The sequence below is a fragment of the Halarcobacter bivalviorum genome, assembly GCF_003346815.1.
In the GTDB taxonomy this organism is placed as follows: Bacteria; Campylobacterota; Campylobacteria; order Campylobacterales; family Arcobacteraceae; genus Halarcobacter; species Halarcobacter bivalviorum.
The window spans coordinates 1,579,384-1,600,501 of sequence record NZ_CP031217.1 but is presented as its reverse complement, the minus strand read 5'-3'; the positions used below and the strand labels follow the sequence as shown (position 1 = coordinate 1,600,501).

Genomic DNA, 21,118 nt, shown 5'->3' with positions numbered 1-21,118 from the left:
CAACATATGTAGAAGATACTAAAAAAGAAGCTTCAAAATAATGGTATATGACTATATTATTATAGGTACAGGTGTTGCAGGATTAAATGCAGCAAGATTAATTCCAAAGGATAAAAAAGTATTAATACTTTGTAAAAAATCTCCTTGGGATTGTAATACTTTTTGGGCACAAGGTGGTGTCGCAACTGCAGTTGATAAAGATGATATAGAACCTCATATTAAAGATACTTTAGTTGCTGGTGTTAATCAAAATAATAAAGAAGCAGTAAGAGTTTTAAGTGAAAACTCGAGAGCTTGTATAAATGATTTGATTTCAGCAGGATTAGAGTTTGATTTAAATGATAAAGGACAATTAGCTTTTACAAAAGAAGCAGCTCATAGCAGAAGTAGAATTTTACATGCTGATGGAGATGCAACAGGTAGAATGGTTCATCTTTTTTTACTTTCACAATGTAACCATGAAATCAGAACAAATGTAGTAGTTAATGATTTTTTAATTGATGATGATATTTGTTATGGAGTTCAATTCTTTACTTCAGAAACTGATGAAGAAATAGCTTATGCTCATACTACAATTATTGCAAGTGGTGGTGTAGGCTCTATATATAAATATCATACTAACTCAACTGCAATAGCAGGAGAAATCCAAGGTTTATGTGTTGAAAAAGGTTTAAAACTAAAAGATATGGAAATGATGCAATTTCATCCTACAGTAGTAAAGGGTACACATTTTGCTAGAAAACCTCTATTGAGTGAAGCTTTACGAGGTGAGGGTGCTTATATTGTAGATGAAAATGATTATAGATTTTTATTTGATTACCATGAAGATGGAGAGTTAGCTCCTAGAGATGTGGTAAGCCGTTCTATTTTTGATTATCATAAAAAAACGGGATTAGGAATCTATTTATCTTTTGATAAATTTGAAAAGAATTTCTTTATAAAACGATTTCCAAATATCTATGCAAATTTAAAAGACTTAGGTTTTGAACTTCCTTTTGAAAAAGTGCCAATTTCTCCTGCCTTTCACTATGCAATGGGTGGAATTCAAACTGATATAAAAGCAAAAGTTATTGGAATGAAAAATCTTTATGCTATAGGTGAAGCAGCTTGCAATGGAATACATGGTGCAAATAGACTTGCTTCAAACTCTTTACTTGAAGGAATTGTTTTCTCAAAAATTGCTGTTGAAGAGACTTTAAAAAATGATTTTAAAATAGATGAGAAAAACTACAAAAAAGAGATAAAAAAGTATATAAGAAATAAACAAATAGACAAGAAAATAAAAGACTCTTTACGAAAACTAATGTGGGAAAATGCTGCAATTGTTAGAGATAGAAAGGCTTTACGACTTACTCTTGAAAAAATAGATAAATTTTTAGAAGAAGATGTGGGAAGACTGCTACATTTAAGGCTACTTACGGCAAAATCTATTTTAAAAGCTGCGGTTGAAAGGGAAGTCTCAATTGGAGCTCATTTTATTAAGGAGTAACAATGTTAAAACTGTTGATAGTATTTTTTCTGTCATCTATAACATTATTCGCTGCGGGTGGTGGTTCTGCCTCAGGAGAAGTTGCAGCTGATCTAACTATGACATGGGTTGGATTTGCGTGTTTGTTTATATTTGTTGTTGGTTATTATTTCGTTGCGGCGGAAGAAAAGTATGGTATCGATAAGGCTAAACCAGCTTTATTTATTGGTACATTTATGTTTATTTTAGTTGCGTTATATTATGCGTTAAATGGTTTAAATATGAGCTTAGTTCATACACAAGCGCAACACTTAATTTTAGAAATTGCTGAAATTTTCTTTTTCCTTTTTGTTGCAATGACTTATATTGAGTCATTAATTCATATGGGAGTTTTTGATAGATTAAAATATAACCTTGTTTCTAAAGGCTATAGTTATAAGAAGATGTTCTGGGTAACTGGATTTATCGCATTTTTCTTATCTCCAATTGCAGATAACTTAACTACTGCATTAATTCTTTCTACTGTATTAATTACAATTGAAAAAACAAGAAAAGATTTCTTAGTACCAGGTGCTATTAATATTGTTGTTGCAGCAAATGCTGGTGGTGCTTGGTCACCATTTGGAGATATTACAACTCTTATGGCTTGGACTGCAGGTAAAGGTACTTTCACAGACTTTTTATTCCTTTTCCCAGCATCAGTTACTGGATATTTAGTAACGGCATTTTTATTATCTAAATTTGTTCCTGAAGATAAACCATCTTTTGATGCTTCAAAAGAGTCTAAACCAGAGATGGCTCAAGGTGCAAAAGTAGTAATGGGACTTGGTGTATTTACAATTTTTTGTGCGGTAATGTCTCACCAAGTATTACATTTACCAGCTATGTGGGGTATGATGTTCGGTCTTTCTTTACTTAAAGTTTATGCTTATGGTTTAAAAAGAAAATTTGGAACAGATCACTTTAATATTTTCCACTCTATGGCAAAAATTGAAAATAATACATTAATGTTCTTCTTCGGTATTCTAGCAGCAGTTGGAGCATTATATTTTATTGGATGGTTAGGATTAGCAGTTGTAGTTTATCAACCAGATGTATTAGGTCCAACTTGGGCAAATATTGGTGTTGGTTTCTTATCTGCAATCGTTGATAACGTACCAGTTATGTCAGCAGTACTTAAAGCAAATCCTACAATGGGGCTTGACCAATGGATGCTTGTAACACTTACAGCAGGTGTTGGTGGTTCTATGATTTCATTTGGTTCAGCAGCAGGTGTTGGTGTTATGGGTAAATTACATGGTATTTATACTTTTGGTGCTCATATGAAACTTGCTTGGACTATTGTAATTGGATATTTTGTATCTGTTGCAGTATGGTATTTACAATACGAAATCTTAGGTTTTTATCACATAGCTTAAAAATATTATAATTGTATGAAGGCTTTTCCTTCATACAATATTTTCCTCTCTTAAATTCTCTATTAATTAAATTCAAATCACATTTTAGATATAATCGCGGATACTTTAAAACAAAGGAATCTGTTTAATGAAACATGTACCAATAGTTGTATTAGATTTTGGTAGTCAATATACACAAATTATTGCAAGAAAGCTTAGAGAAGCAGGTGTTTACTCTGAAATTGTGCCTTATAACGAAAGAATTGAAGATATCTTAGCAAGAACTCCTAGAGGTATTATTCTTTCTGGTGGACCAGCTTCAGTTTATGCTGCTGATGCTTATCATCCTGATGAAGAAATTTTTAATTTAGGTCTTCCTATTTTAGGAATTTGTTATGGTATGCAACTTATTTCTCAATTCTTTGGTGGTAGTGTAATTCCAGCTGATCATCATGAATATGGGAAAGCAAAACTTACATTTGAAAAAGAGTGTGAAATTTTCAAAGATACAAATGATGGTCAAACTGTATGGATGTCTCATGGAGACAAAGTAGACCAACTTGCAGATGGATTTGAAGTTATTGGAACTTCTGAAAACTCTCCTTTTGCAGCAATTGCAAATGAAGCTGAAAGAATTTATGCATTTCAATTTCACCCAGAAGTTTATCACTCTGAACAAGGTTCTTTAATCCTTAAAAACTTTGCAAAATATATTTGTGGATGTGAATCTACATGGAATATGGGTTCTTTTGCAAAAGAACAAATTAAAAAAATCCAAGACCAAGTAGGAAATAAAAAAGTTCTTTGTGGTGTATCTGGAGGAGTTGATTCTTCTGTAGTTGCAACACTTTTAGCTGAAGCTATTGGTGACCAGTTAATTCCTGTATTTGTAGATAATGGATTATTAAGAGCAAATGAGAGAGAACAAGTAGAAGCTATGTTTAAAAGTAGAGGTGTAAACCTTGTAACTGTAGATGCTTCTGAAACTTTCCTTTCAAGATTAGCAGGTGTTACTGACCCTGAAACAAAAAGAAAAATCATCGGAGAAACTTTTATTGAAGTATTTGATATAGAAGCTAAAAAACACGATGGTATTGAGTTCTTAGCACAAGGTACTTTATATACTGATGTTATTGAATCAGTTTCAGTTAAAGGACCTTCAAAAACAATTAAATCTCACCACAATGTTGGTGGACTACCTGATTGGATGACTTTTGAACTAATCGAGCCATTAAGAGAAATATTCAAAGATGAAGTAAGACTTTTAGGATTAGAGCTTGGATTACCAAAAGATATGATTGGAAGACACCCTTTCCCTGGACCAGGACTAGCTATTAGAGTTATGGGTGATGTTAATAAGCCTGATTTAGAACTTCTTAGAAAAGCTGATACTATCATGTTAGATGTATTACATGCAACTGGATTATATGATAAAACTTGGCAAGCATTTACAGTACTATTAAACGTAAAATCTGTAGGTGTTATGGGTGATAACAGAACTTATGATAACACTGTATGTGTTAGAATAGTAGAAGCTACTGATGGTATGACTGCTACATTTGCACATATTCCACATGATATTTTAGAAACTATTTCTAGAAGAATTATCAATGAAGTTGATGGGATTAATAGAGTGGTGTACGACATCTCTTCTAAGCCTCCTGCAACTATCGAGTGGGAATAATTTTTTTGTCGTAATTTCGACGCACCTTTCTAAGGATACGAACTTCGACGTACTTTAAGTACGTCTTTGTTTAGTTTTTTAATTGAATTTATACTTTTCTAATATAATTTAATAATATTATTTTATTTTTTTTGATAAACTTTACTTGCTTTATTAAAAAGGATAGTAATGTATAACAGTAAATCAACTATGTTTAATTCAAAACTTTTCTTGAATTTTTTTAATGATAAAACTGATTTTTTGGATAGTTTTTTTAATAAAAATCTATATTATAAAATAGCTCATTATTCTCAACAAGATAAAATTGACGAAGTCAAAAACTGGTATAAAAGTGAACGTCTTGTATTTGTTCTAGGTGCTGGAACTTCAATAGATTATGGTTTACCTAGTTGGGATGAATTATTACAAAAATTATTTCTACTTACAATTAAGTCAGATAATGACTCTCAAAAGGATAACAAGTCAAGTGTTCTTGCAAGAACTTTTAATAGTGTTTTTGAACCAAGTTCATTAATTTCAGCGCGTTATTTACATAGTTACTTTAAAAAAAATAATCCGAACTCAACAGTAGCATTTGAAAAATCAATAAGAGATGTTTTATATGAAAATATTGATAAAAACCTTAAAGATAGTGATTTATTAAAAGAAATTAGGCAATTTTGTATTGCAGCAGGAAGAAGTCCTAATTTAGATTCAATTATTACGTATAATTATGATGATATTATAGAAGAATGTCTTAGAAATATTGATGTGGATATTCCATTTACACCTATACATGCAAGAGGAATGAATTATAAAAAAAATCAATTACCAATTTATCATGTACATGGATACTTACCTAGACAAGGTAAGCTAACATCTAAAAATAAAGTTGTCTTAAGTGAGAATGGATATCATCAGCAATATACTGATACCTATGGTTGGAGCAATTTAATTCAAATCAATAAGTTTAAAGATTATAACTGTTTATTTATTGGAGTTTCTTTTTCAGATCCAAATTTAAGAAGGCTTCTTGATATTGCGAAAAATGAAAGAGGGGATGATGAAATTCATCATTTTTGTTTAAAAAAAAGATATGATAAAAAGAAAGTAAAAAAAGAACTAGAAAAGCTATTGTCAGAAGATCCCCGACTTTTAGATGAAAAACAAAGAGCAAATATTGAATTAGATGATGTTGTTAATGATTTAATTAAATTAATGCAAAAATTTGAGGAAAATGATGCAATTTCTTTTGGTGTTGGTTTAATTTGGGTTGATGATTATAACGAAATACCATTAATTTTAAAAAATATTAGAGAATAATCTGAAGGTTAAATAATGATTAATGATAATTTAGATTCTATAATAATTGAGGTGGAGAAATTAGTTAATGAGAGTCCTTATGAAATTACAAGTTTTCCTTCTAAGAAAAGATTAAAAGAAAAAAGAACACATCTTATTATGTTTCTTGAGCAAGCAAAGAATATTTTAAATGATAAAGAACAAGTAATTACTGATTTTATAGATTGGGAAAAAGATAAAAAACAACTATTAAAGCTTTTAATTGATGATATTAAACTTTATTTATCAGAAAATAATTTAAAAACTTCTAATACTTTAGTTTTTCTTACGCAAACAATAATAACATCTGACGCATTATTTCACATATCAAAGTCAAATATATATAAAAATGCATATTCATCAATTGATTTATTATCTAATAATAGTCAGCTTGATTTCTTTTCAATACCTTTTAAAATAAGACTGGCCATAGAAAATAAAATAAAAGAGATTATAGGATTTAAAAGTTGTAGCATTAAAAGAAATGGAAAAGAAGAGTCTAACTCTCAAAAGATTCCAATTACATTAGTTTTAAATGAATTAAAAGGGGTTAAGTCATTAAAGTTGCCTTGCTCAGTAGATGATATTACTAATATTTACATTTGGTCATGTAATTTTTGCCATACAGCTCAGAAAGAGTATATATGGACTATTCTTAAAGCTTTTGAACTTTTATATCCACTTTTTGATTACGAGTTAAAAAAAAGAAATGAATTTTCTATGTATGACTTCTGGAAAAATGAAGGATTAAGTGAAAATGAAATATCTGATAATATTATCAAATATAAAGGTACACTTTATCCTATATTGTATTTTGAAAAGCCTTCGGATTTAAAAGACTTAGAATTTAGATTAAATAATAGTAGAAATAACAAATTAAAGCCTTATACTTTTAATTTGTCATTAGAATCTGTGAGTGATATAGTTGGATTTTATTCAAGCAAAAATAACAAGTTTTATTAATGCTAGTTTTTGAAATTGCAAAAATTGAAAAATAGGGTCAGGTTATGAGTTTCCACTTTTACCTTTATTTATAGCTGAGTTTAGATGTTTAAGTTTAAAAGTGACAGAAAGCTATATATTTTATTTCATTCATCATTTATAACTATTACCTCTTTACAACTCCATATACGCTATTATTCTAAAAAATATTTAATAGGCAATAAATGCAACAAACAGCACTAAAAGTACTAAAGTCTGGTCAAAATGTTTTTCTAACAGGTTCAGCAGGTACGGGTAAAACTTATGTTTTAAACGAATATGTTTTATATCTAAAATCAAGAAAAATTATTCCTACTATTGTAGCTCCTACTGGTATTGCAGCTTCTCATTTAAATGGTCAGACGATACACTCTTGTTTTTCACTTGGGTTAAAAGATAGTGTAGATGAGCATTTTATCTCTTTACTTTTAGATAAAAAGAAATTACAAACTAGATTTAAAAAGCTAAAGATTCTTATCATCGATGAAATATCTATGGTGAGTCCAAATATCTTTACTGCTATGGATAAAATTCTTCAAGCCTTTAAAGAAAATGATAAGCCATTTGGAGGTATTCAAGTGATACTTTCAGGAGATTTCTTTCAGTTGCCTCCTATCTCTCAATCAAATGATTCAAAAAGATTTTCATGGCAAAGTCCTTCTTGGAAAGAGCTTGATTTACAAACGTGCTATTTAGAGAAGAAGTTTAGACAAGATGATAATCAACTAATCTTCGTGTTAGATGAGATAAGAAGTGGACAAATCTCACAACAAACCTATGATATTTTAAATCAAAGACATCAAAAAGAGTTAGGTATAGAGTTTACTCCTACAAAACTATATACTCATAACTTAGATGTTGATAGAATAAACAATAATGAGCTTAATAAACTTTCCACTGGGGCTGTTACATATAGCTATGAAAGTGAAGGTGCAAAAACAAATATTGAAAAACTATTTAAATCTGCTCTTGTTCAAGAAGAGCTAACACTTAAAAAAGATGCTGTTGTTATGTTTATTAAAAATAATCCAGAAAAATACTATATCAATGGTACCACTGGTGTGGTTATTGACTTCTCAAAAGATGAAAAACAACTTCCAATAGTAAAACTATCAAATGGTTATATCATAAAAGTAGAATATGAAGATTGGGTTATTGAAAACGACAAAGGAAAAGTATCAGCTAAGATTTCACAAATACCTTTAAAACTTGCATGGGCTATAACTATTCATAAATCTCAAGGTATGACTTTAGATGCTGCTCAAATTGATTTATCTAAGACTTTTGAAGTAGGGCAAGGATATGTTGCATTATCAAGAATCAAAAATATAGAAGGTCTAAAACTAATGGGATTTAATGAAAAAGCTTTAAGTGTAGACCCTCTTATTTTAAGTATCGACCCAAGAATCAAACAAGCTTCAAAAAAAGCATATGACAAAATAGAGTCATATGATGAAAGGCAATTAGAACTTATAAATCTAGCATATATAGAAAAGCTTGGAGGTTTAATCGACCAAAAAGCAATAGCTAAAGAAAAAGAGGTATTAGATAAAGAACCTCAAATAGAAGAAAAAATAGCAAATCATATCAAAACAAAAAATCTAGTGCAATCATCTGATACTTTAGAAATCTTAGCAAAAAATGCAGGGTTTTCAGTATCTACTATTATGAAGCATTTATCTTTGATAAAAGAAGAAGAACCACGATTTGACATCTCAAAATATATGCCAAACTTAAGTGTTATAAACAAAGTTAAAAAAGTAGTAAATGAAATAGAAGATGCTAATAATGAAGAAGACTTTACTGAAGATGGAAAGATAAAATTAAAACCAATATTTGTAAAGTTAAATGAAGAAATATCTTACAATGACATAAAAATGGTTTTAATTTAAAAGTTGTTAAAATCACGAATCTAAAATAAAAACCATTAAAGGCCATTTTAATGACAGCTATTAGTCAAGAAAATCAAGTTGAATCACACCACCACTTCAAAATGTTCAAACCATGGGGCTGTGTAAGTCAATTTAAACCAAGACCAAAAAAGAGTAAGACTTTGTTAGGTGATTTCTTTGACTTTCCAGAAGAGACTATGGCTATTGGTAGGTTAGATATGGACTCTGAAGGGTTACTTCTACTTACAACAGATGGGATGGTAAGTTACAAAGTTAGAGATAAGAGTATAGAAAAAGAGTATTATGTTCAAGTAGATGGGGAAATCACTGATGAAGCAATACAAAATCTACAAAGTGGTGTAGAGATTAGTACAAATGGTAGTATCTATAAGACTCTTCCTTGCAAAGCTTACAAGTTAGAAGATGAACCAAAATTGCCACCTCGTGCTAGAAATATTCGAAAATCAAAGCATGGTCCAACTTCTTGGGTATCGATTACTATTACTGAAGGAAAGTTTCGACAAGTACGAAAGATGACAGCAGCTATTGGTTTTCCTACTTTAAGATTAGTAAGAGTTCGTATAGGAAATATTCATCTAGGAAACTTACTTCCAGAAGATGTTATCGAATTAGACAACCTAGATGAAGCACTTACTTGATAAAATAGGATTTATACTTTTAAAGGAACTTTTCAATGCAAGAAAATGAACTAAAAGCTTTTATAAAACAAAACTCACACTTAATATTTCAGTATATAAACAAAGAACTATTAAAAGAGATAGGAGTTATGTCTCCTAATTTTTTTGTAAGATTAGTTGATGAGTTCTTCAAAAAAGAAGACAAAAGAATTTATTGTGATAACTTGACACCTGATACTTTAGGATACTTTTCTTTAGCAGAGATTTTAGGTGAGGCTAAACAGGCATTTCCTTTCTTTAGAAAAGATACTTTGACTTTAGATTATATATTTAAAGATGCAAAGGTATATTTCAACCATGTGAAATTTAGTATAAAAGACAACACTTTTTCTATCTATTTAATTCAAACAAAAGCAGGGGTTAGTACACTAGAAGAAGAGATTATAAAGTATTCAAAACAGTTTCCTATGAAAACAACTGGCTTAGAAGAGTTTATCTCTAAAAATAGTGATAATGTATTAGATGAAAGTTCAAAGAAACTAAAAGAAGATATAGAAAAGATTTTATAAAGTAGGAGTATTCATGAAAAGGATAGTACCTTTTGTAAGTGGTTGTGATGAAGAGACTACAAATTTATGGTTAGAGCATTTACAAAGACAAATGAGTGAATATAAAATAATTCCTTTTGAAGAGTTATCAGAAGAACAAAAACTATCTTCAACTGTAGCAATAGTAGCAAACCCAAATCCAAAAGATATAGCCCAACTAAAAAATCTAAAATGGATACAAAGCTTATGGGCTGGAGTTGAAAAACTTCTGCAAGACCTTCCAAACTCTTCTTTTAAAATAGTTCGTATGACTGACCTACAATTAGCTAAAACTATGGCTGAGTCAGTTTTAGCATGGACTTTATATTTGCATAAAAATATGCCACTATATTTAAAACAGCAAAAACAAAAGCAATGGAAACAGCATATAGAAACATTGCCAGAAGAGAGAAATATTTTAGTTCTTGGTTTAGGTAATCTAGGTTTGATGAGTGTACAAAAATTAAAAGAAAATGGTTTTAGTGTTTCTGGGTGGGCAAGAACTAAAAAAGAGATAGAAGGTGTTACTACTTTTTATGAAGAAGAGGGTTTAATACAAGCTTTAAAAGGTGCTGATATAGTAGTTTGCCTCTTACCTCTTACCGATGAAACAAAAAACTTACTTAATAAGCAAAAGCTAGATTTACTTCATAAGAAAGCTTCTCTTATAAACTTTGCTAGAGGGGCAATTATAGATTATGAGTACTTAGCTAAAAGATTAGATAAAAAAGAGCTTTGCCATGCTGTTTTAGATGTATTTGATATAGAGCCATTACCTAGTAGTTCTTCTTTTTGGGAAAATGAAAATATAACAGTATTACCTCATATCTCAGCTCCTACAAATATGAAAACAGCTTCAAAGATAGCTTCAAAAAATATTTTAGAATACTTTAAAAAAGGTATTATCCCACCTTTTGTAGATACAAAAAAAGGTTACTAAAAAAGGGAATAAACCCTTTTTATAACTCTTTTACATAAGTAATATAATCTTGTGTATATTTATTAAGAGTCTCTTCACTTAAAACTGTTTCTGTATCATAAGTAATATAAGCTTTTTTATAATTCATCTTTACATATTCTGCTGTAATCTCAAAAGGATACAAAAACTCTTCAACAGTTTTTTTATCTTTTCCTGTTGTACTAAATGCTTTTTTAGCTCCACCACAAGAAACAACAACTGCGAAAGACTTGCCTTTTAACATAGATGCTCCTGCATGGGCAAAACCTGGTGCTAATACTGTATCAAACCATTCTTTTAAAAGAGAAGGAGAACTAAACCAATACATTGGAAATTGAAAAAGAATAGTATCATGTTCTAAAAGTAGTTTTTGCTCCTCTTTTACATCTATTTTAAAGTCAGGATATTTTTTATATAAGTTATTAATTGTTATGTTCTTCATATCTTGAATACCTTCAACTAATCTTTTATTTACTATTGATTTTTCAATATCTGAATGTACTACATTTACTAATATTTTCTTCATTTTAAACCTTTTAATATAATTTGAGCGAATTGTATTGTAAAATAAAATAAAATGTAAGTATGTACTTTTTTGTAGTATACTATACAAAAGGATAGTATAAAAGTGAAACAATCAGACTTCAAGCCCCCTAATAGACACACCTTTTGGTTATACATTATCTCTAATATCAGGGAAATGGAAAATGGTAATTTTGTATTTATTAGATGAATATAAGGTCATAAGATACAATGAATTACAAAGAAAAATAGGTTCAATTACTTATAAAATGCTGAGTTCTCAATTGAAAGAGTTAGAATCAAGTAAATTAATAAATAGAAAAGAGTATCCTTCCATACCTCCTAAAGTTGAATATAGTTTGACAAAAAAAGGAGAGTCCTTAATACCTATTTTAGATGAAATGTGTAAATGGGGTTCAAAAGAAAGACCTGATTTACTTCAATATATAGAAGAATAATTTATAAATAAAAATTTCAAGGAATAAAATGAAAATAGCAATACCAGTAAAAGATGAAAAATTAAGCTTTTTCCCAAATGCAGGGCATACTCCTAAGTTTGCTGTATATACAATGAGTGGTTCAGGAATGTTCAAATCGTTTAATCTAGATGAAATAAAACAAAATCCTAGAAGTGATATCGACCATAGTAATCCAGAAGAAGAGCATGCCTGTGATCATTCACATGATGATGCTGATCATATTGAACAACACAATAAAATGGGAAGAGCTTTAAAAGAGTGTGATTATATTGTAGTTAAAAAAGCTTGTAAAAATACTGCAAAATCATTTACAAGTGAAGGAATAAAACTTATAAAATACAATGGTGATTCTTTTGAGTCAACTAAGATTTTAAATGAACTATCTTCAAAGTTTGTATAAACAATAAATTATAGATAAGAAAAATAGTGAAAATCTCATATCACCGTAGACGTAAAATGAAAACTAGAAGAATAGCTTTGCGAAAACTACTTGAAAGAGGAATTGAAGACCCGAAGGATTTAGCAAAAGAGCTTAAGGTAACAGTTCCTACTATCAAAAGAGATTTAGAAGCTATGGAAACTATGAGTGAGGAGGATTTCACTTTTCAAAAAAGACAAACTCCTCAAGAAATACTTGATAAAAAAGATGAAATCTTACGAATGTTAGATGATGAAGAGTATTACACCGAAAGTGGTGATATAAATATAAGTAAAATAATTCAAGAACTAAAGACAAGTAGAGCTACTGTTATGTCTGTATTAAATGGTGAATGATTTATTGAAAAACATCTTTTTTTAAAGTACAATACGCCAAATATACTATTTTAATAAGTTATCACTACAAATACTACTAAGAAAATAGAAGGAAATACTTGCCTCAAAATATTAACTCTTTTCAAAAAATAAAATCAATAGATACTGGTGTTCTTTTTATGCTTTTAAGTTCTCTTTTTGGAGCACTTAATGGAGCAATAGCAAAAATATTATCTGATTCTATGGACCCTGTTGAAGTGGTTTTTTATAGAAATTTGATTGGAGGTTTGATTATTTTATATAGTCTACAAAAGATAAAAGTCTCTTTTAATACTTCAAAAATTCATCTGCTTTTTTTAAGAGGTTTATTTGGTGGAACAGCGATGGTACTGTTCTTTTACACTATTTCAACTATTCCTCTTGGAGAAGCTGTTGTTTTAAATAAAACGTCGCCTTTTTTTGTGACAATTCTTGCATACTATTTGATGAAAGAGAAGATTAATCTAGCTACTTTTTTTGCTCTTATTATAGGTTTTATAGGAGTTATATTTATTATGAAACCTTTTGGTATAGAGATTTCTTTGGACCATATCTTTGGTATTTTAGGCGGTTTTTTCTCAGCTGCTGCTTATGCAACTATAAAGAAAATCAAAGATATTTATGATGCTAGAGTTATTATGCTTTCTTTTATGGGAGTTGGTATGCTTATTCCTTTAGGTCTATTTTTATTTACTCCTTATGTACAGTTTCAGATACATACTGACCCTTTTATTTGGAGTTTAATTGCTTTTATGGCTCTTATTTCTACTGCTTCACAATGGTTATTAACAAAGGCATATAGTCTAAGTAAGGCTAGTATCATTGGTGTTGTTAGTTATACTAATATTCCTTTTGCTTTAGGCTTTGGTGTTATCTTAGGAGATAGTTTCCCTGATATATATACATTTATTGGTATTGTACTTATTGTTATTGGTGGGATTTTAGTAAGTAAAAAAACTACAAAGAGTGAAAAAAGAGATTAGTATGAGTTTTAAAATAGATGATTATTGGGAAGAAGAGTTTGTAAAATACAAAGAAAAGGAACTTTATAAAATTTATTTTGATAATTGCACCTTTATAAAGTGTGATTTCTCAAAGGCTTTAATAGATTCTTGTAAATTTACAGAGTGTACTTTTATCAATTGTGATTTATCTTTGGCCTCTTTGAAATCCTCAACATTTAATGATGTTAAATTTGAAAACTCAAAGTTAATAGGTATCTCATGGAGCTCTTGTGATGAGCCTTTTGATGTTAACTTTGATTCTTGTAATATTTCTCAAAACTCTTTTCATCTTTTAGATTTAAGAAAGATGTTATTTAAAAACTCTATTATAAAAGATACTGGTTTTGAAGAGTGTAATTTAGAAAAAGCTATTTTTGATAACTGTGATTTAGAGCTTTCTTCTTTTATAAAGAATAATTTAAAAAAAGCAAACTTTGAAACATCAAAAAACTATCTTATTGACCCTAAATTAAATGATTTAAAAGATACCAGCTTCTCTTTACCTGAAGCTCTTAGTTTTTTAACATTACTTCCTATAAAGATTAAATAATTTATTTTAATATAAAGTTAAAATAATATTATTTTTATCAAATTAAATATATAATTCTTAAAATTATCAAAAGGTGGGATTATATATGAAAAATAATTTTAAAATAGTTGCAAGTTCATTGCTTGTATTATCATTATTTACAGGATGTTCTACTTGGTCTTCAAGTCAGGTTCAAATGACTCCTAATTCAAAAGTAGAGGCAAAAACTCAAAAAGAGGAAGTGATTCTTTCAGAAGGTGATATTACTGATAAAAAATATAGTGTCCTTGCAGAACTAAGTGTTGATGTAAATAAAACTACTCTTTTTCATCCAGATCCTACAAAAGAAGCTGTTAATGAAAAGCTAAAAGAAGAAGCATCAAAAATAGGCGCAGATGCAGTTGTTTTTGTAAGATATGGTACTGTAGGTATTTCAATGGTGAGCTGGGGGAGTTTAAATGGTAAAGGTCGAGCAATTAAGTTTGTTAAATAAAATTGTTTTTCTACTGTTAATAACAGTTTTTTTTAATTCATGTGCAAAAAATGCACCTGATTTACCTAAGGACTATAGTTCAGTTAATAGTAATGAGGAAATTCGAGAAACAGATTTTGAAAAAGAACTTTTAATTCTCTCATGTGATGAGATTATAATTCAGATAAAAGAGCTTAATACCTTCAATGAAAAAAATATTGATAAAATAAACTCTACTCGAACTCAAAATCAAGCAATTGGGTATGCTTCTACAATTCTTTTTCCTCCATTATGGTTTGCAATTGAAACTCATAGTGAGACAAAAGATAAGATAGATGAAGTTTATAAACAAAAAGATATATTATATAAACTTCAAAAATATAAAAGCTGTAATTAATTTTTATGTTAGAATAATCTAACTATAAAATAAGGGTAATAGTTATGAAAGAAGCTATAAAAATATCAGAAAATGAAAACTACAGTGCTATTGATTTAGGGGATTTAAATAAACTGATGGAGTACTCTTTAATTCATCCTATAAATAAACAAGAAATAGAAGGAAAAGTATTTTTAAAAGATGCTACAAAGTCAAGTGGTACAGAGATATCTTTTAATTCTCTTCCTGCAAATACTGCACAACCATATTTTCATATTCATAATAAAAATGAAGAGACATATATTATTTTAAAAGGTCATGGTTTTTTTCAAGTTGATGAGGACTGTTTTGAAATAAAAGAGGGTAGTACAATTAGAGTTGCACCTAAAGGTGTAAGGGGTATAAAAAACTCTTCTGATGATATTATGATTTATTTGGTAGTTCAAGCAAAAGAGAACTCTTTAGAAGAGTATACAACAGCTGATGGAACTAGAGTTCCTTATGAAGCTAAGTGGTAAAGTGATACCTACAAAGGTATCCTTTATTTTTAGTTGAAATCAAAGTTTTGAATATGATTATCTATATGCTCTTCTAGCATTTTTTTATATTCAGAAATAAAGTATTCCATAGCTTTCTCTTTTTCTGCTTGAAAATCTTCTGCTGATTTATATTCTCTTGCTGCTAACCATGCATTAAATCTTGCAACACCATACATAAAAGAAGCACTAACTTCTCCTGGAGTCACATATTCATTTATTTGTGCATTTGCAGTTTGAATATGCTCATCAGCTCTTCTTACAAACTCTTGTTTATTTTCCATTTATAGTTCCTTTTATTTTGTTTTATATATTAATTTATAGTTTCTATAGAAGTTTATGTTTTCCATTAGAAGTAGGGCAATTATTCCCATAACCCAGTATAAAAACCATAATGAAATCATACCTTCAAAACTTCCTTCACTAAAATAGTCAACTACTTGAAAGATAAGAAAAAACATAACAATAGATTTAAATGATAGGTTTGAGTTTTTATTAAAATCTATTAACTCATAATCTTTTAGTTTTATTTTAAAAAATATAAAAGCTACTATTAGAGGGATTAAAGCTAATAAAAATAGATATTCTTCTTTTATTATCTCTAAAGTTTTTTCTTGACCAAATACAAAAAAATAAGTTGCTATGATTCCTATTAGGGCTAGTGGAAATAGTATTTTTGGATTATTCAATTTTTGTGTCCTAGTTTTTATTTGGAATTCTATCTAAATAGAAATTAAAGCAAAAATGCTAGAATTCTTCAAACTATAAAAATAATGAAAAAGATTAGCCATGGAAAAACTATTAATTTTAACAGATATATTCGGGAAAAACTATTTTTCAAAGGAGTTATTAGCTTTTGATGAGTATTATATTTTAGACCCTTATTAAGAGGAGTTTATTTTATTTGAAGATGAACATGAAGCTTATAGTAAATATATAAAAGTGTGTGGACATGAAAAGTATTTACAAAAAGCAAAAGAGTTTTGTCTTAAAGAAAATAAAGAAAAATTAAAGATAGAAATAAGTGATTTTGAACACGGTTTTATGAATAAAAAATCAAAAAATTTTGATAAAAAAGTTTTTGGAAAATATAAAGCATATCTAAAAGCTAAGCTAAGAAGCTTAGCATTTTAGATTAAAACTTATAAGTATATTTAGCAGAGATTACATGGTTTGTATAATCACTACCTTCACCTTGAAAGTTGTAAGAGAAGTTAATATTTGTTAAATCATTAATATTATTTTCATAACCTATACCAAGGTCATAACTAAATCTACCATTGTCAATACCTTCTGTTTCAAAAGATAAACCAGAAGCACCTTGATAAGAAGAAGATACAATATTATTATCATCTTTTAAGTCATAACCAATATTTATATTTCCAAATAGATTTGAATTTTCATTTAATTTATAAAATCCAAGAGCTCCTATACCTAAGATAAGCTCATTTGCAGTAAATTTATCAACCTCTAAGTTTAAAGCATCAGCTCCACTTTCACTATAATTTGGAGATTCAAAATGTCTATAAGTAGTTGATACTAAAGGTTGTAATAGAAGTTTTTCATTTACTCTATAATCTCTTAATAGTCTTAAATCAATAGATGCTACGTTTGAAGTATAATCAGCTTTTGCACTAGTACCCATAAATTCAATACCTCTATTACTTGAAGTATCTTGCCAAGAGTATCCTACTTGATAAAGAAGATTTGTTTTATTATCAAAAATAGGTGTATTACCATAAACAATTAAACTATAAACATCAATATCAGAAGTTTGAGAAACATTATTTACTTCAACATCAGCATTAGTATAGAAGAAACCAAATCCAATTTGTTTATTTTCAGCATATTCCCCATCAAAACCAAATCCAATACCATAAGTATCAATATCAAAACCATTTATACCATCTTTATCATCTTGAGAACCTCTAGAACCATAAGGTTTAATCCAAATGTTTTTTTCAGATAACATTGAATCCCCAGAGTTAAGACCTGCACCATTTAGGTTTACATTTTGTCTTTGAGAAACAATATTTGAAACATTGTTTGAAATTTGATTTGCTGCAGTAAAACTTGATGTCGTTGTTTGTGGCGTCGTACTTTCAACTGCTTTTGCAACTGCACTGTCAGATGAAAGATTGTTAATCGCAATAATGACATTTTGCATTCTGGCATTACCACTTGAACTATCTAAAACACGTGCAGCATCTTGAGCAGGTTGTTTTCCTCCTCCTGAAATAGTAGAGTTTAAAATTGAAGAAGTTGCTTCTGGCTCAGAAGAAGTTGCTTCTGGATCAGTTGTTAAAGTAGTGATGATAACCCCATCTGGACCTGTCACTAAAAATTCAACGGTACCTGTTGCAGGATTATATGAAGTCGTAACAAGATAATAAGTTGTATCTGCACTCAATACCACATCATCAAGTAATGCGTGACCAGAACCTGCTCCATCATCATTTCCTACAATGATATTATTCATTGGATTGTCTTTGTCAAATGATGAATACAAAATTAAAAAAGGATCACCAACTGTTCCTCCTGTAGTTGAAAAATCATACGTACCTGCAGTTGTAACGTATACAGATTGAGAAAGGTAACTATACAGTGTTGTACTTTGGCTACTAAAGTTACTTGGAGTTATTTGATCTACATAATCAACATTTGAATCTGGTCTGTAGAATTGATTTGACTCATACAGTGTTGCTGAACTTGAAGTACCAGCTACTGCTCTTAACTCTTGTGTTCCTATAACTGATGAAAACAGTATAGCACTGGTCAGAAGTGAGAGTTTTGTTTTTGTTGTTTTCATAATTCTTCCCTTTTGTAATTTTATAAATTATTTAAAAGAATTCTATAAAAAAATAATCGGAAATCTGACGGATTTTTTTTTGTTCATTTTGATATAATACGGCTGGGAGAAGAAATTTGATTTTTAAATATATAATAATATTAAATATTTTATTGATGTCACTATTTGGAAATAATTTTTTTAATATAGAGATTAATGAAAGAGATAAAAGTGTTGATAATTTTGATTTTCTATACTATAAAAGTAATGAGAATATAACAATTAAGGAAATTGTAGATATAAACTTCAAAGAAAAATCTTCTAATAATTTTTCTTTAGGCTATGTTCCCCAAGAGCTTTGGATAAAGTTAAAAATAAAAAATAATAGTCAAAACTCAAATTTTATTTTAACAGTAAATGAGCATTTTTATGAAAAATTCAATCTATATTATTTTGATAAAAAATGGATAAAAAAAGAGAATGGTATGTTTACTTCTATAAAAAATAGAGAAGTAAAAACAAATAAATTATCTTTTATCATAAATTTACCACAAAATGAAACAAAAACTTATTATCTTCAATTAAAAGGTAAATATGCCTATTTTGGAAAGTTATTATTATATACTAATGATGAGTTTTATTTAAATAATCAATTGGGTATTAATACTTTTTATACTTTTATTTTTGGTATTTTTACAATTATTTTAATTTTTACTGCTTTTTTATTTTTTAAGTTAAAAGAGAAAGTTTATTTTTTCTATTTTGGTTATAGCTTTTTTTATTTAATTTATACTTTAAATATTAGTGGTGTTTTAGCATATGTAGATTTACATTATTATGTTTATGAATTACAAGCAACAGGAGCTTTTACTACAGCTTTTTTAACACTCTTTTCAATGAAATATCTTAATACAAAAAATCATTTAAAGTATTTTAATATTTTATTAACAGTCATAACTTATATTTTATTTATTTTAGGTTTTTTATTAATATATTCATATACACCTTGGAATAAAGTAATTAATAACACAGTAGGTTTTATAAATTTATTATTAATTATCTCTTCTATAATTTTATATTTTAAAGGTTATGTATATACAAAATATTATATTTTTATCATGCTTTTATTTTTTACTTTTATAATCTTATTTACTTCTATGGTTGGTGGAGTTTTTGAATACAATGTTATTACAAGACATGGTTATATTGGAGCTTCTACTTTAGAATTAATATTTTTTACACTTCTTTTAGTAAATAAATATGCAGTGGCAAAAAATAGACAAATTAAGTATCAAAATGAGTTGCTTTTATTTAAAAATAATCAAGAAATACTTTTAAAAGAAGAAGTTGAAAAAAGAACTGAAGCATTAAATAGAACAAATAAAAAACTTTCAAACTTAGTAAATGAAAGAGAACTTCTTTTAAAAGAAGTTTTTCATAGAGTTAAAAATAATTTTCATATGATTATAGGAATGCTTTGGTTTGAATCTCAAAAACATAAAGAAAATGATATTTTTACAGAGTTAACAAATAGAATTAAATCAATGTCTAAACTTCATGAATATTTACTTTATAGTTCAAAAGATTTAAAACATATTAGTACAAAAGATTATTTACATGGAATTATTGACAACATAATTATTTCCTACTCAAGAAAAGAGTTTTATCTTAACTATAAGATTGATGATACATTTTTAGAGTTTGAGGAAGCTCTAAGTTTAGGGGTAATTATAAATGAAATTATAAGTAATAGTATAAAACATAATAAAAATATAAATAATCATATCTCTTTGTCTTTTGAAGAAGTGAATAGTATTTTAAAGCTAGAAATAAAAGATAATGGAAAAGAATTCTCCCTTCTGGAAAAAGGCTTAGGTTTAAATTTAGTTGAGGAGTTTTCAAGAAAATTAAATAATTCAAAATACTTTTTTTCTTTTGAAAATGGTACTTGTTTTACTCTTGAATTTTTAAAAAAGGAGATAAATGAATAAAAGTGAATTTAATATATTAATAGTAGAAGATGAGTTTATTGCCTTTGCATATTTAAAAAATATTTTAGAAAAAATGGATTTTATAAATATTTATAATGCTAGAAATTCAAATGAGGCAAAAGATAAAGTTTCAACTTATAAAATTAATTTAATTTTTATGGATATAAATATTGATGGTTCAATTGATGGTATCGCATGTGCTAGATTAATAAATGAAAAAGATAATATTCCAATTATATATACGACAGCATATGCAGATATGAATACTATAAATGATACTAAAGAGACTAATATGTTTGGATATATAATTAAACCTTTCAATTATGAAGATGTAGATGTAACTTTAAGTGTGGCAATGAGATTTTTAGAAAAAGATAATACTACTTTAAATATTATTGATGAAGAACTTACCCTAACAAAAGATTATAAATATTATAAAAACTCTAAAACCTTAAAAAAAAGTGGAGTAGTAGTTAATCTTACGAAAAAAGAGTTAGAGATATTCAATCAACTCTCTTTAAAAATTAATCAAAATATATCTTATGAGTTCTTAATAGATGAAGTTTGGAAAGGAAAGGAAGTTTCACTATCAACAATAAGAGATACAATTTCAAGATTAAAAAGAAAAGTACCTGAGTTAAATATCCAGAATGTAGCAAATTATGGATACATATTAAAACTAAACGAGTGATTTTATGTCATAA

Annotated in this window: 24 protein-coding genes; 20 read left to right on the top strand and 4 right to left on the bottom strand. The window is 28.1% G+C overall.

Annotated elements, in window-relative coordinates; all coding sequences use genetic code 11:
• Positions 1-40: 40 nt before the first annotated feature.
• The 9 genes from ABIV_RS08150 (at position 41) to ABIV_RS08110 (ending at position 10,907) form a co-directional block, all read left to right on the top strand.
• On the top strand, positions 41-1,489 hold the full coding sequence (locus tag ABIV_RS08150) for an L-aspartate oxidase (RefSeq protein WP_114839402.1): 1,449 nt from the start codon (positions 41-43) through the stop codon (positions 1,487-1,489).
• Positions 1,490-1,491: 2 nt separating this feature from the next.
• Entirely contained in the window at positions 1,492-2,886 is a 1,395-nt protein-coding gene (gene nhaD / locus ABIV_RS08145; protein WP_114839401.1) for a sodium:proton antiporter NhaD, read from the top strand.
• A 127-nt stretch (positions 2,887-3,013) separates the two neighbouring features.
• Positions 3,014-4,549: a glutamine-hydrolyzing GMP synthase gene (gene guaA, locus ABIV_RS08140; protein WP_114839400.1), complete on the top strand. Its 1,536-nt coding sequence runs from the start codon at positions 3,014-3,016 to the stop codon at positions 4,547-4,549.
• A gap of 168 nt (positions 4,550-4,717) precedes the next feature.
• On the top strand, positions 4,718-5,851 hold the full coding sequence (locus ABIV_RS08135) for an SIR2 family protein (protein ID WP_205526921.1): 1,134 nt from the start codon (positions 4,718-4,720) through the stop codon (positions 5,849-5,851).
• A 15-nt stretch (positions 5,852-5,866) separates the two neighbouring features.
• On the top strand, positions 5,867-6,832 hold the full coding sequence (locus ABIV_RS08130; RefSeq protein ID WP_114839399.1) for a hypothetical protein: 966 nt from the start codon (positions 5,867-5,869) through the stop codon (positions 6,830-6,832).
• Between the two features lie 203 nt (positions 6,833-7,035).
• Entirely contained in the window at positions 7,036-8,742 is a 1,707-nt protein-coding gene (locus ABIV_RS08125; RefSeq protein ID WP_114839398.1) for an AAA family ATPase, read from the top strand.
• 50 nt (positions 8,743-8,792) lie between these two features.
• Positions 8,793-9,401 (top strand): pseudouridine synthase, encoded by a 609-nt coding sequence (locus ABIV_RS08120; RefSeq protein WP_114839397.1) that lies wholly within the window; start codon positions 8,793-8,795, stop codon positions 9,399-9,401.
• Positions 9,402-9,436: 35 nt separating this feature from the next.
• On the top strand, positions 9,437-9,949 hold the full coding sequence (locus tag ABIV_RS08115) for a hypothetical protein (protein ID WP_114839396.1): 513 nt from the start codon (positions 9,437-9,439) through the stop codon (positions 9,947-9,949).
• 13 nt (positions 9,950-9,962) lie between these two features.
• The gene (locus ABIV_RS08110) at positions 9,963-10,907 is read left to right on the top strand and encodes an NAD(P)-dependent oxidoreductase (protein ID WP_114839395.1); all 945 of its coding nucleotides are present in this window, start codon (positions 9,963-9,965) and stop codon (positions 10,905-10,907) included.
• Between the two features lie 19 nt (positions 10,908-10,926).
• Here ABIV_RS08110 and ABIV_RS08105 read toward each other — a convergent pair whose 3' ends face one another.
• Complete coding sequence (locus ABIV_RS08105; protein WP_114839394.1) at positions 10,927-11,451, bottom strand: NAD(P)H-dependent oxidoreductase; 525 nt, start codon at positions 11,449-11,451, stop codon at positions 10,927-10,929.
• 130 nt (positions 11,452-11,581) lie between these two features.
• Here ABIV_RS08105 and ABIV_RS08100 point away from each other — a divergent pair, with 130 nt between their 5' ends.
• The 8 genes from ABIV_RS08100 (at position 11,582) to ABIV_RS08065 (ending at position 15,617) form a co-directional block, all read left to right on the top strand.
• Positions 11,582-11,905, top strand: coding sequence for a winged helix-turn-helix transcriptional regulator (locus ABIV_RS08100; protein ID WP_114839393.1), 324 nt, complete (start codon positions 11,582-11,584; stop codon positions 11,903-11,905).
• A gap of 28 nt (positions 11,906-11,933) precedes the next feature.
• On the top strand, positions 11,934-12,326 hold the full coding sequence (locus ABIV_RS08095) for a NifB/NifX family molybdenum-iron cluster-binding protein (RefSeq protein ID WP_114839392.1): 393 nt from the start codon (positions 11,934-11,936) through the stop codon (positions 12,324-12,326).
• Positions 12,327-12,382: 56 nt separating this feature from the next.
• Entirely contained in the window at positions 12,383-12,700 is a 318-nt protein-coding gene (locus tag ABIV_RS08090) for a hypothetical protein (RefSeq protein WP_228254274.1), read from the top strand.
• Between the two features lie 98 nt (positions 12,701-12,798).
• Positions 12,799-13,701 carry a DMT family transporter gene (locus ABIV_RS08085; RefSeq protein ID WP_228254273.1) on the top strand — a complete coding sequence of 301 codons (903 nt, stop codon included), beginning with the start codon at positions 12,799-12,801 and terminating at the stop codon, positions 13,699-13,701.
• 1 nt (position 13,702) lies between these two features.
• On the top strand, positions 13,703-14,272 hold the full coding sequence (locus tag ABIV_RS08080) for a pentapeptide repeat-containing protein (RefSeq protein ID WP_114839390.1): 570 nt from the start codon (positions 13,703-13,705) through the stop codon (positions 14,270-14,272).
• Between the two features lie 85 nt (positions 14,273-14,357).
• Positions 14,358-14,744, top strand: a complete 387-nt coding sequence (locus ABIV_RS08075; protein ID WP_114839389.1) for a YbjQ family protein — start codon at positions 14,358-14,360, stop codon at positions 14,742-14,744.
• The gene (locus tag ABIV_RS08070; protein ID WP_129088495.1) at positions 14,710-15,120 is read left to right on the top strand and encodes a hypothetical protein; all 411 of its coding nucleotides are present in this window, start codon (positions 14,710-14,712) and stop codon (positions 15,118-15,120) included. Before ABIV_RS08075 ends, ABIV_RS08070 begins: the two co-directional genes overlap by 35 nt.
• 44 nt (positions 15,121-15,164) lie before the next feature.
• Entirely contained in the window at positions 15,165-15,617 is a 453-nt protein-coding gene (locus ABIV_RS08065; RefSeq protein ID WP_114839387.1) for a cupin domain-containing protein, read from the top strand.
• Between the two features lie 29 nt (positions 15,618-15,646).
• Here ABIV_RS08065 and ABIV_RS08060 read toward each other — a convergent pair whose 3' ends face one another.
• Positions 15,647-15,919, bottom strand: coding sequence for a DUF3144 domain-containing protein (locus ABIV_RS08060; RefSeq protein ID WP_114839386.1), 273 nt, complete (start codon positions 15,917-15,919; stop codon positions 15,647-15,649).
• 12 nt (positions 15,920-15,931) lie between these two features.
• On the bottom strand, positions 15,932-16,324 hold the full coding sequence (locus ABIV_RS08055; protein WP_114839385.1) for a hypothetical protein: 393 nt from the start codon (positions 16,322-16,324) through the stop codon (positions 15,932-15,934).
• 253 nt (positions 16,325-16,577) lie between these two features.
• Here ABIV_RS08055 and ABIV_RS08050 point away from each other — a divergent pair, with 253 nt between their 5' ends.
• Positions 16,578-16,769 (top strand): hypothetical protein, encoded by a 192-nt coding sequence (locus ABIV_RS08050; RefSeq protein ID WP_114839384.1) that lies wholly within the window; start codon positions 16,578-16,580, stop codon positions 16,767-16,769.
• Between the two features lies 1 nt (position 16,770).
• Here ABIV_RS08050 and ABIV_RS08045 read toward each other — a convergent pair whose 3' ends face one another.
• Positions 16,771-18,444 (bottom strand): autotransporter family protein, encoded by a 1,674-nt coding sequence (locus ABIV_RS08045; protein ID WP_114839383.1) that lies wholly within the window; start codon positions 18,442-18,444, stop codon positions 16,771-16,773.
• A 116-nt stretch (positions 18,445-18,560) separates the two neighbouring features.
• Here ABIV_RS08045 and ABIV_RS08040 point away from each other — a divergent pair, with 116 nt between their 5' ends.
• Together ABIV_RS08040 and ABIV_RS08035 are read left to right on the top strand one after the other, a co-directional pair.
• Positions 18,561-20,414, top strand: coding sequence for a 7TM diverse intracellular signaling domain-containing protein (locus ABIV_RS08040; protein WP_129088496.1), 1,854 nt, complete (start codon positions 18,561-18,563; stop codon positions 20,412-20,414).
• Positions 20,407-21,105 carry a response regulator gene (locus ABIV_RS08035; RefSeq protein ID WP_114839381.1) on the top strand — a complete coding sequence of 233 codons (699 nt, stop codon included), beginning with the start codon at positions 20,407-20,409 and terminating at the stop codon, positions 21,103-21,105. The genes ABIV_RS08040 and ABIV_RS08035 overlap by 8 nt, the downstream gene beginning before the upstream one ends.
• Positions 21,106-21,118 lie beyond the last annotated feature (13 nt).

Coding starts and splice junctions, on each gene's coding strand:
- ABIV_RS08090 (WP_228254274.1), top strand. CDS start 12,383: ATGAAAACTAGAAGAATAGCTTTGCGAAAACTACTTGAAAGAGGAATT.
- ABIV_RS08110 (WP_114839395.1), top strand. CDS start 9,963: ATGAAAAGGATAGTACCTTTTGTAAGTGGTTGTGATGAAGAGACTACA.
- ABIV_RS08125 (WP_114839398.1), top strand. CDS start 7,036: ATGCAACAAACAGCACTAAAAGTACTAAAGTCTGGTCAAAATGTTTTT.
- ABIV_RS08070 (WP_129088495.1), top strand. CDS start 14,710: ATGGTAAAGGTCGAGCAATTAAGTTTGTTAAATAAAATTGTTTTTCTA.
- ABIV_RS08105 (WP_114839394.1), bottom strand. CDS start 11,451: ATGAAGAAAATATTAGTAAATGTAGTACATTCAGATATTGAAAAATCA.
- ABIV_RS08080 (WP_114839390.1), top strand. CDS start 13,703: ATGAGTTTTAAAATAGATGATTATTGGGAAGAAGAGTTTGTAAAATAC.
- ABIV_RS08045 (WP_114839383.1), bottom strand. CDS start 18,444: ATGAAAACAACAAAAACAAAACTCTCACTTCTGACCAGTGCTATACTG.
- ABIV_RS08115 (WP_114839396.1), top strand. CDS start 9,437: ATGCAAGAAAATGAACTAAAAGCTTTTATAAAACAAAACTCACACTTA.
- ABIV_RS08120 (WP_114839397.1), top strand. CDS start 8,793: ATGACAGCTATTAGTCAAGAAAATCAAGTTGAATCACACCACCACTTC.
- ABIV_RS08150 (WP_114839402.1), top strand. CDS start 41: ATGGTATATGACTATATTATTATAGGTACAGGTGTTGCAGGATTAAAT.
- ABIV_RS08135 (WP_205526921.1), top strand. CDS start 4,718: ATGTATAACAGTAAATCAACTATGTTTAATTCAAAACTTTTCTTGAAT.
- ABIV_RS08060 (WP_114839386.1), bottom strand. CDS start 15,919: ATGGAAAATAAACAAGAGTTTGTAAGAAGAGCTGATGAGCATATTCAA.
- nhaD (WP_114839401.1), top strand. CDS start 1,492: ATGTTAAAACTGTTGATAGTATTTTTTCTGTCATCTATAACATTATTC.
- ABIV_RS08130 (WP_114839399.1), top strand. CDS start 5,867: ATGATTAATGATAATTTAGATTCTATAATAATTGAGGTGGAGAAATTA.
- guaA (WP_114839400.1), top strand. CDS start 3,014: ATGAAACATGTACCAATAGTTGTATTAGATTTTGGTAGTCAATATACA.
- ABIV_RS08075 (WP_114839389.1), top strand. CDS start 14,358: ATGAAAAATAATTTTAAAATAGTTGCAAGTTCATTGCTTGTATTATCA.
- ABIV_RS08035 (WP_114839381.1), top strand. CDS start 20,407: ATGAATAAAAGTGAATTTAATATATTAATAGTAGAAGATGAGTTTATT.
- ABIV_RS08065 (WP_114839387.1), top strand. CDS start 15,165: ATGAAAGAAGCTATAAAAATATCAGAAAATGAAAACTACAGTGCTATT.
- ABIV_RS08095 (WP_114839392.1), top strand. CDS start 11,934: ATGAAAATAGCAATACCAGTAAAAGATGAAAAATTAAGCTTTTTCCCA.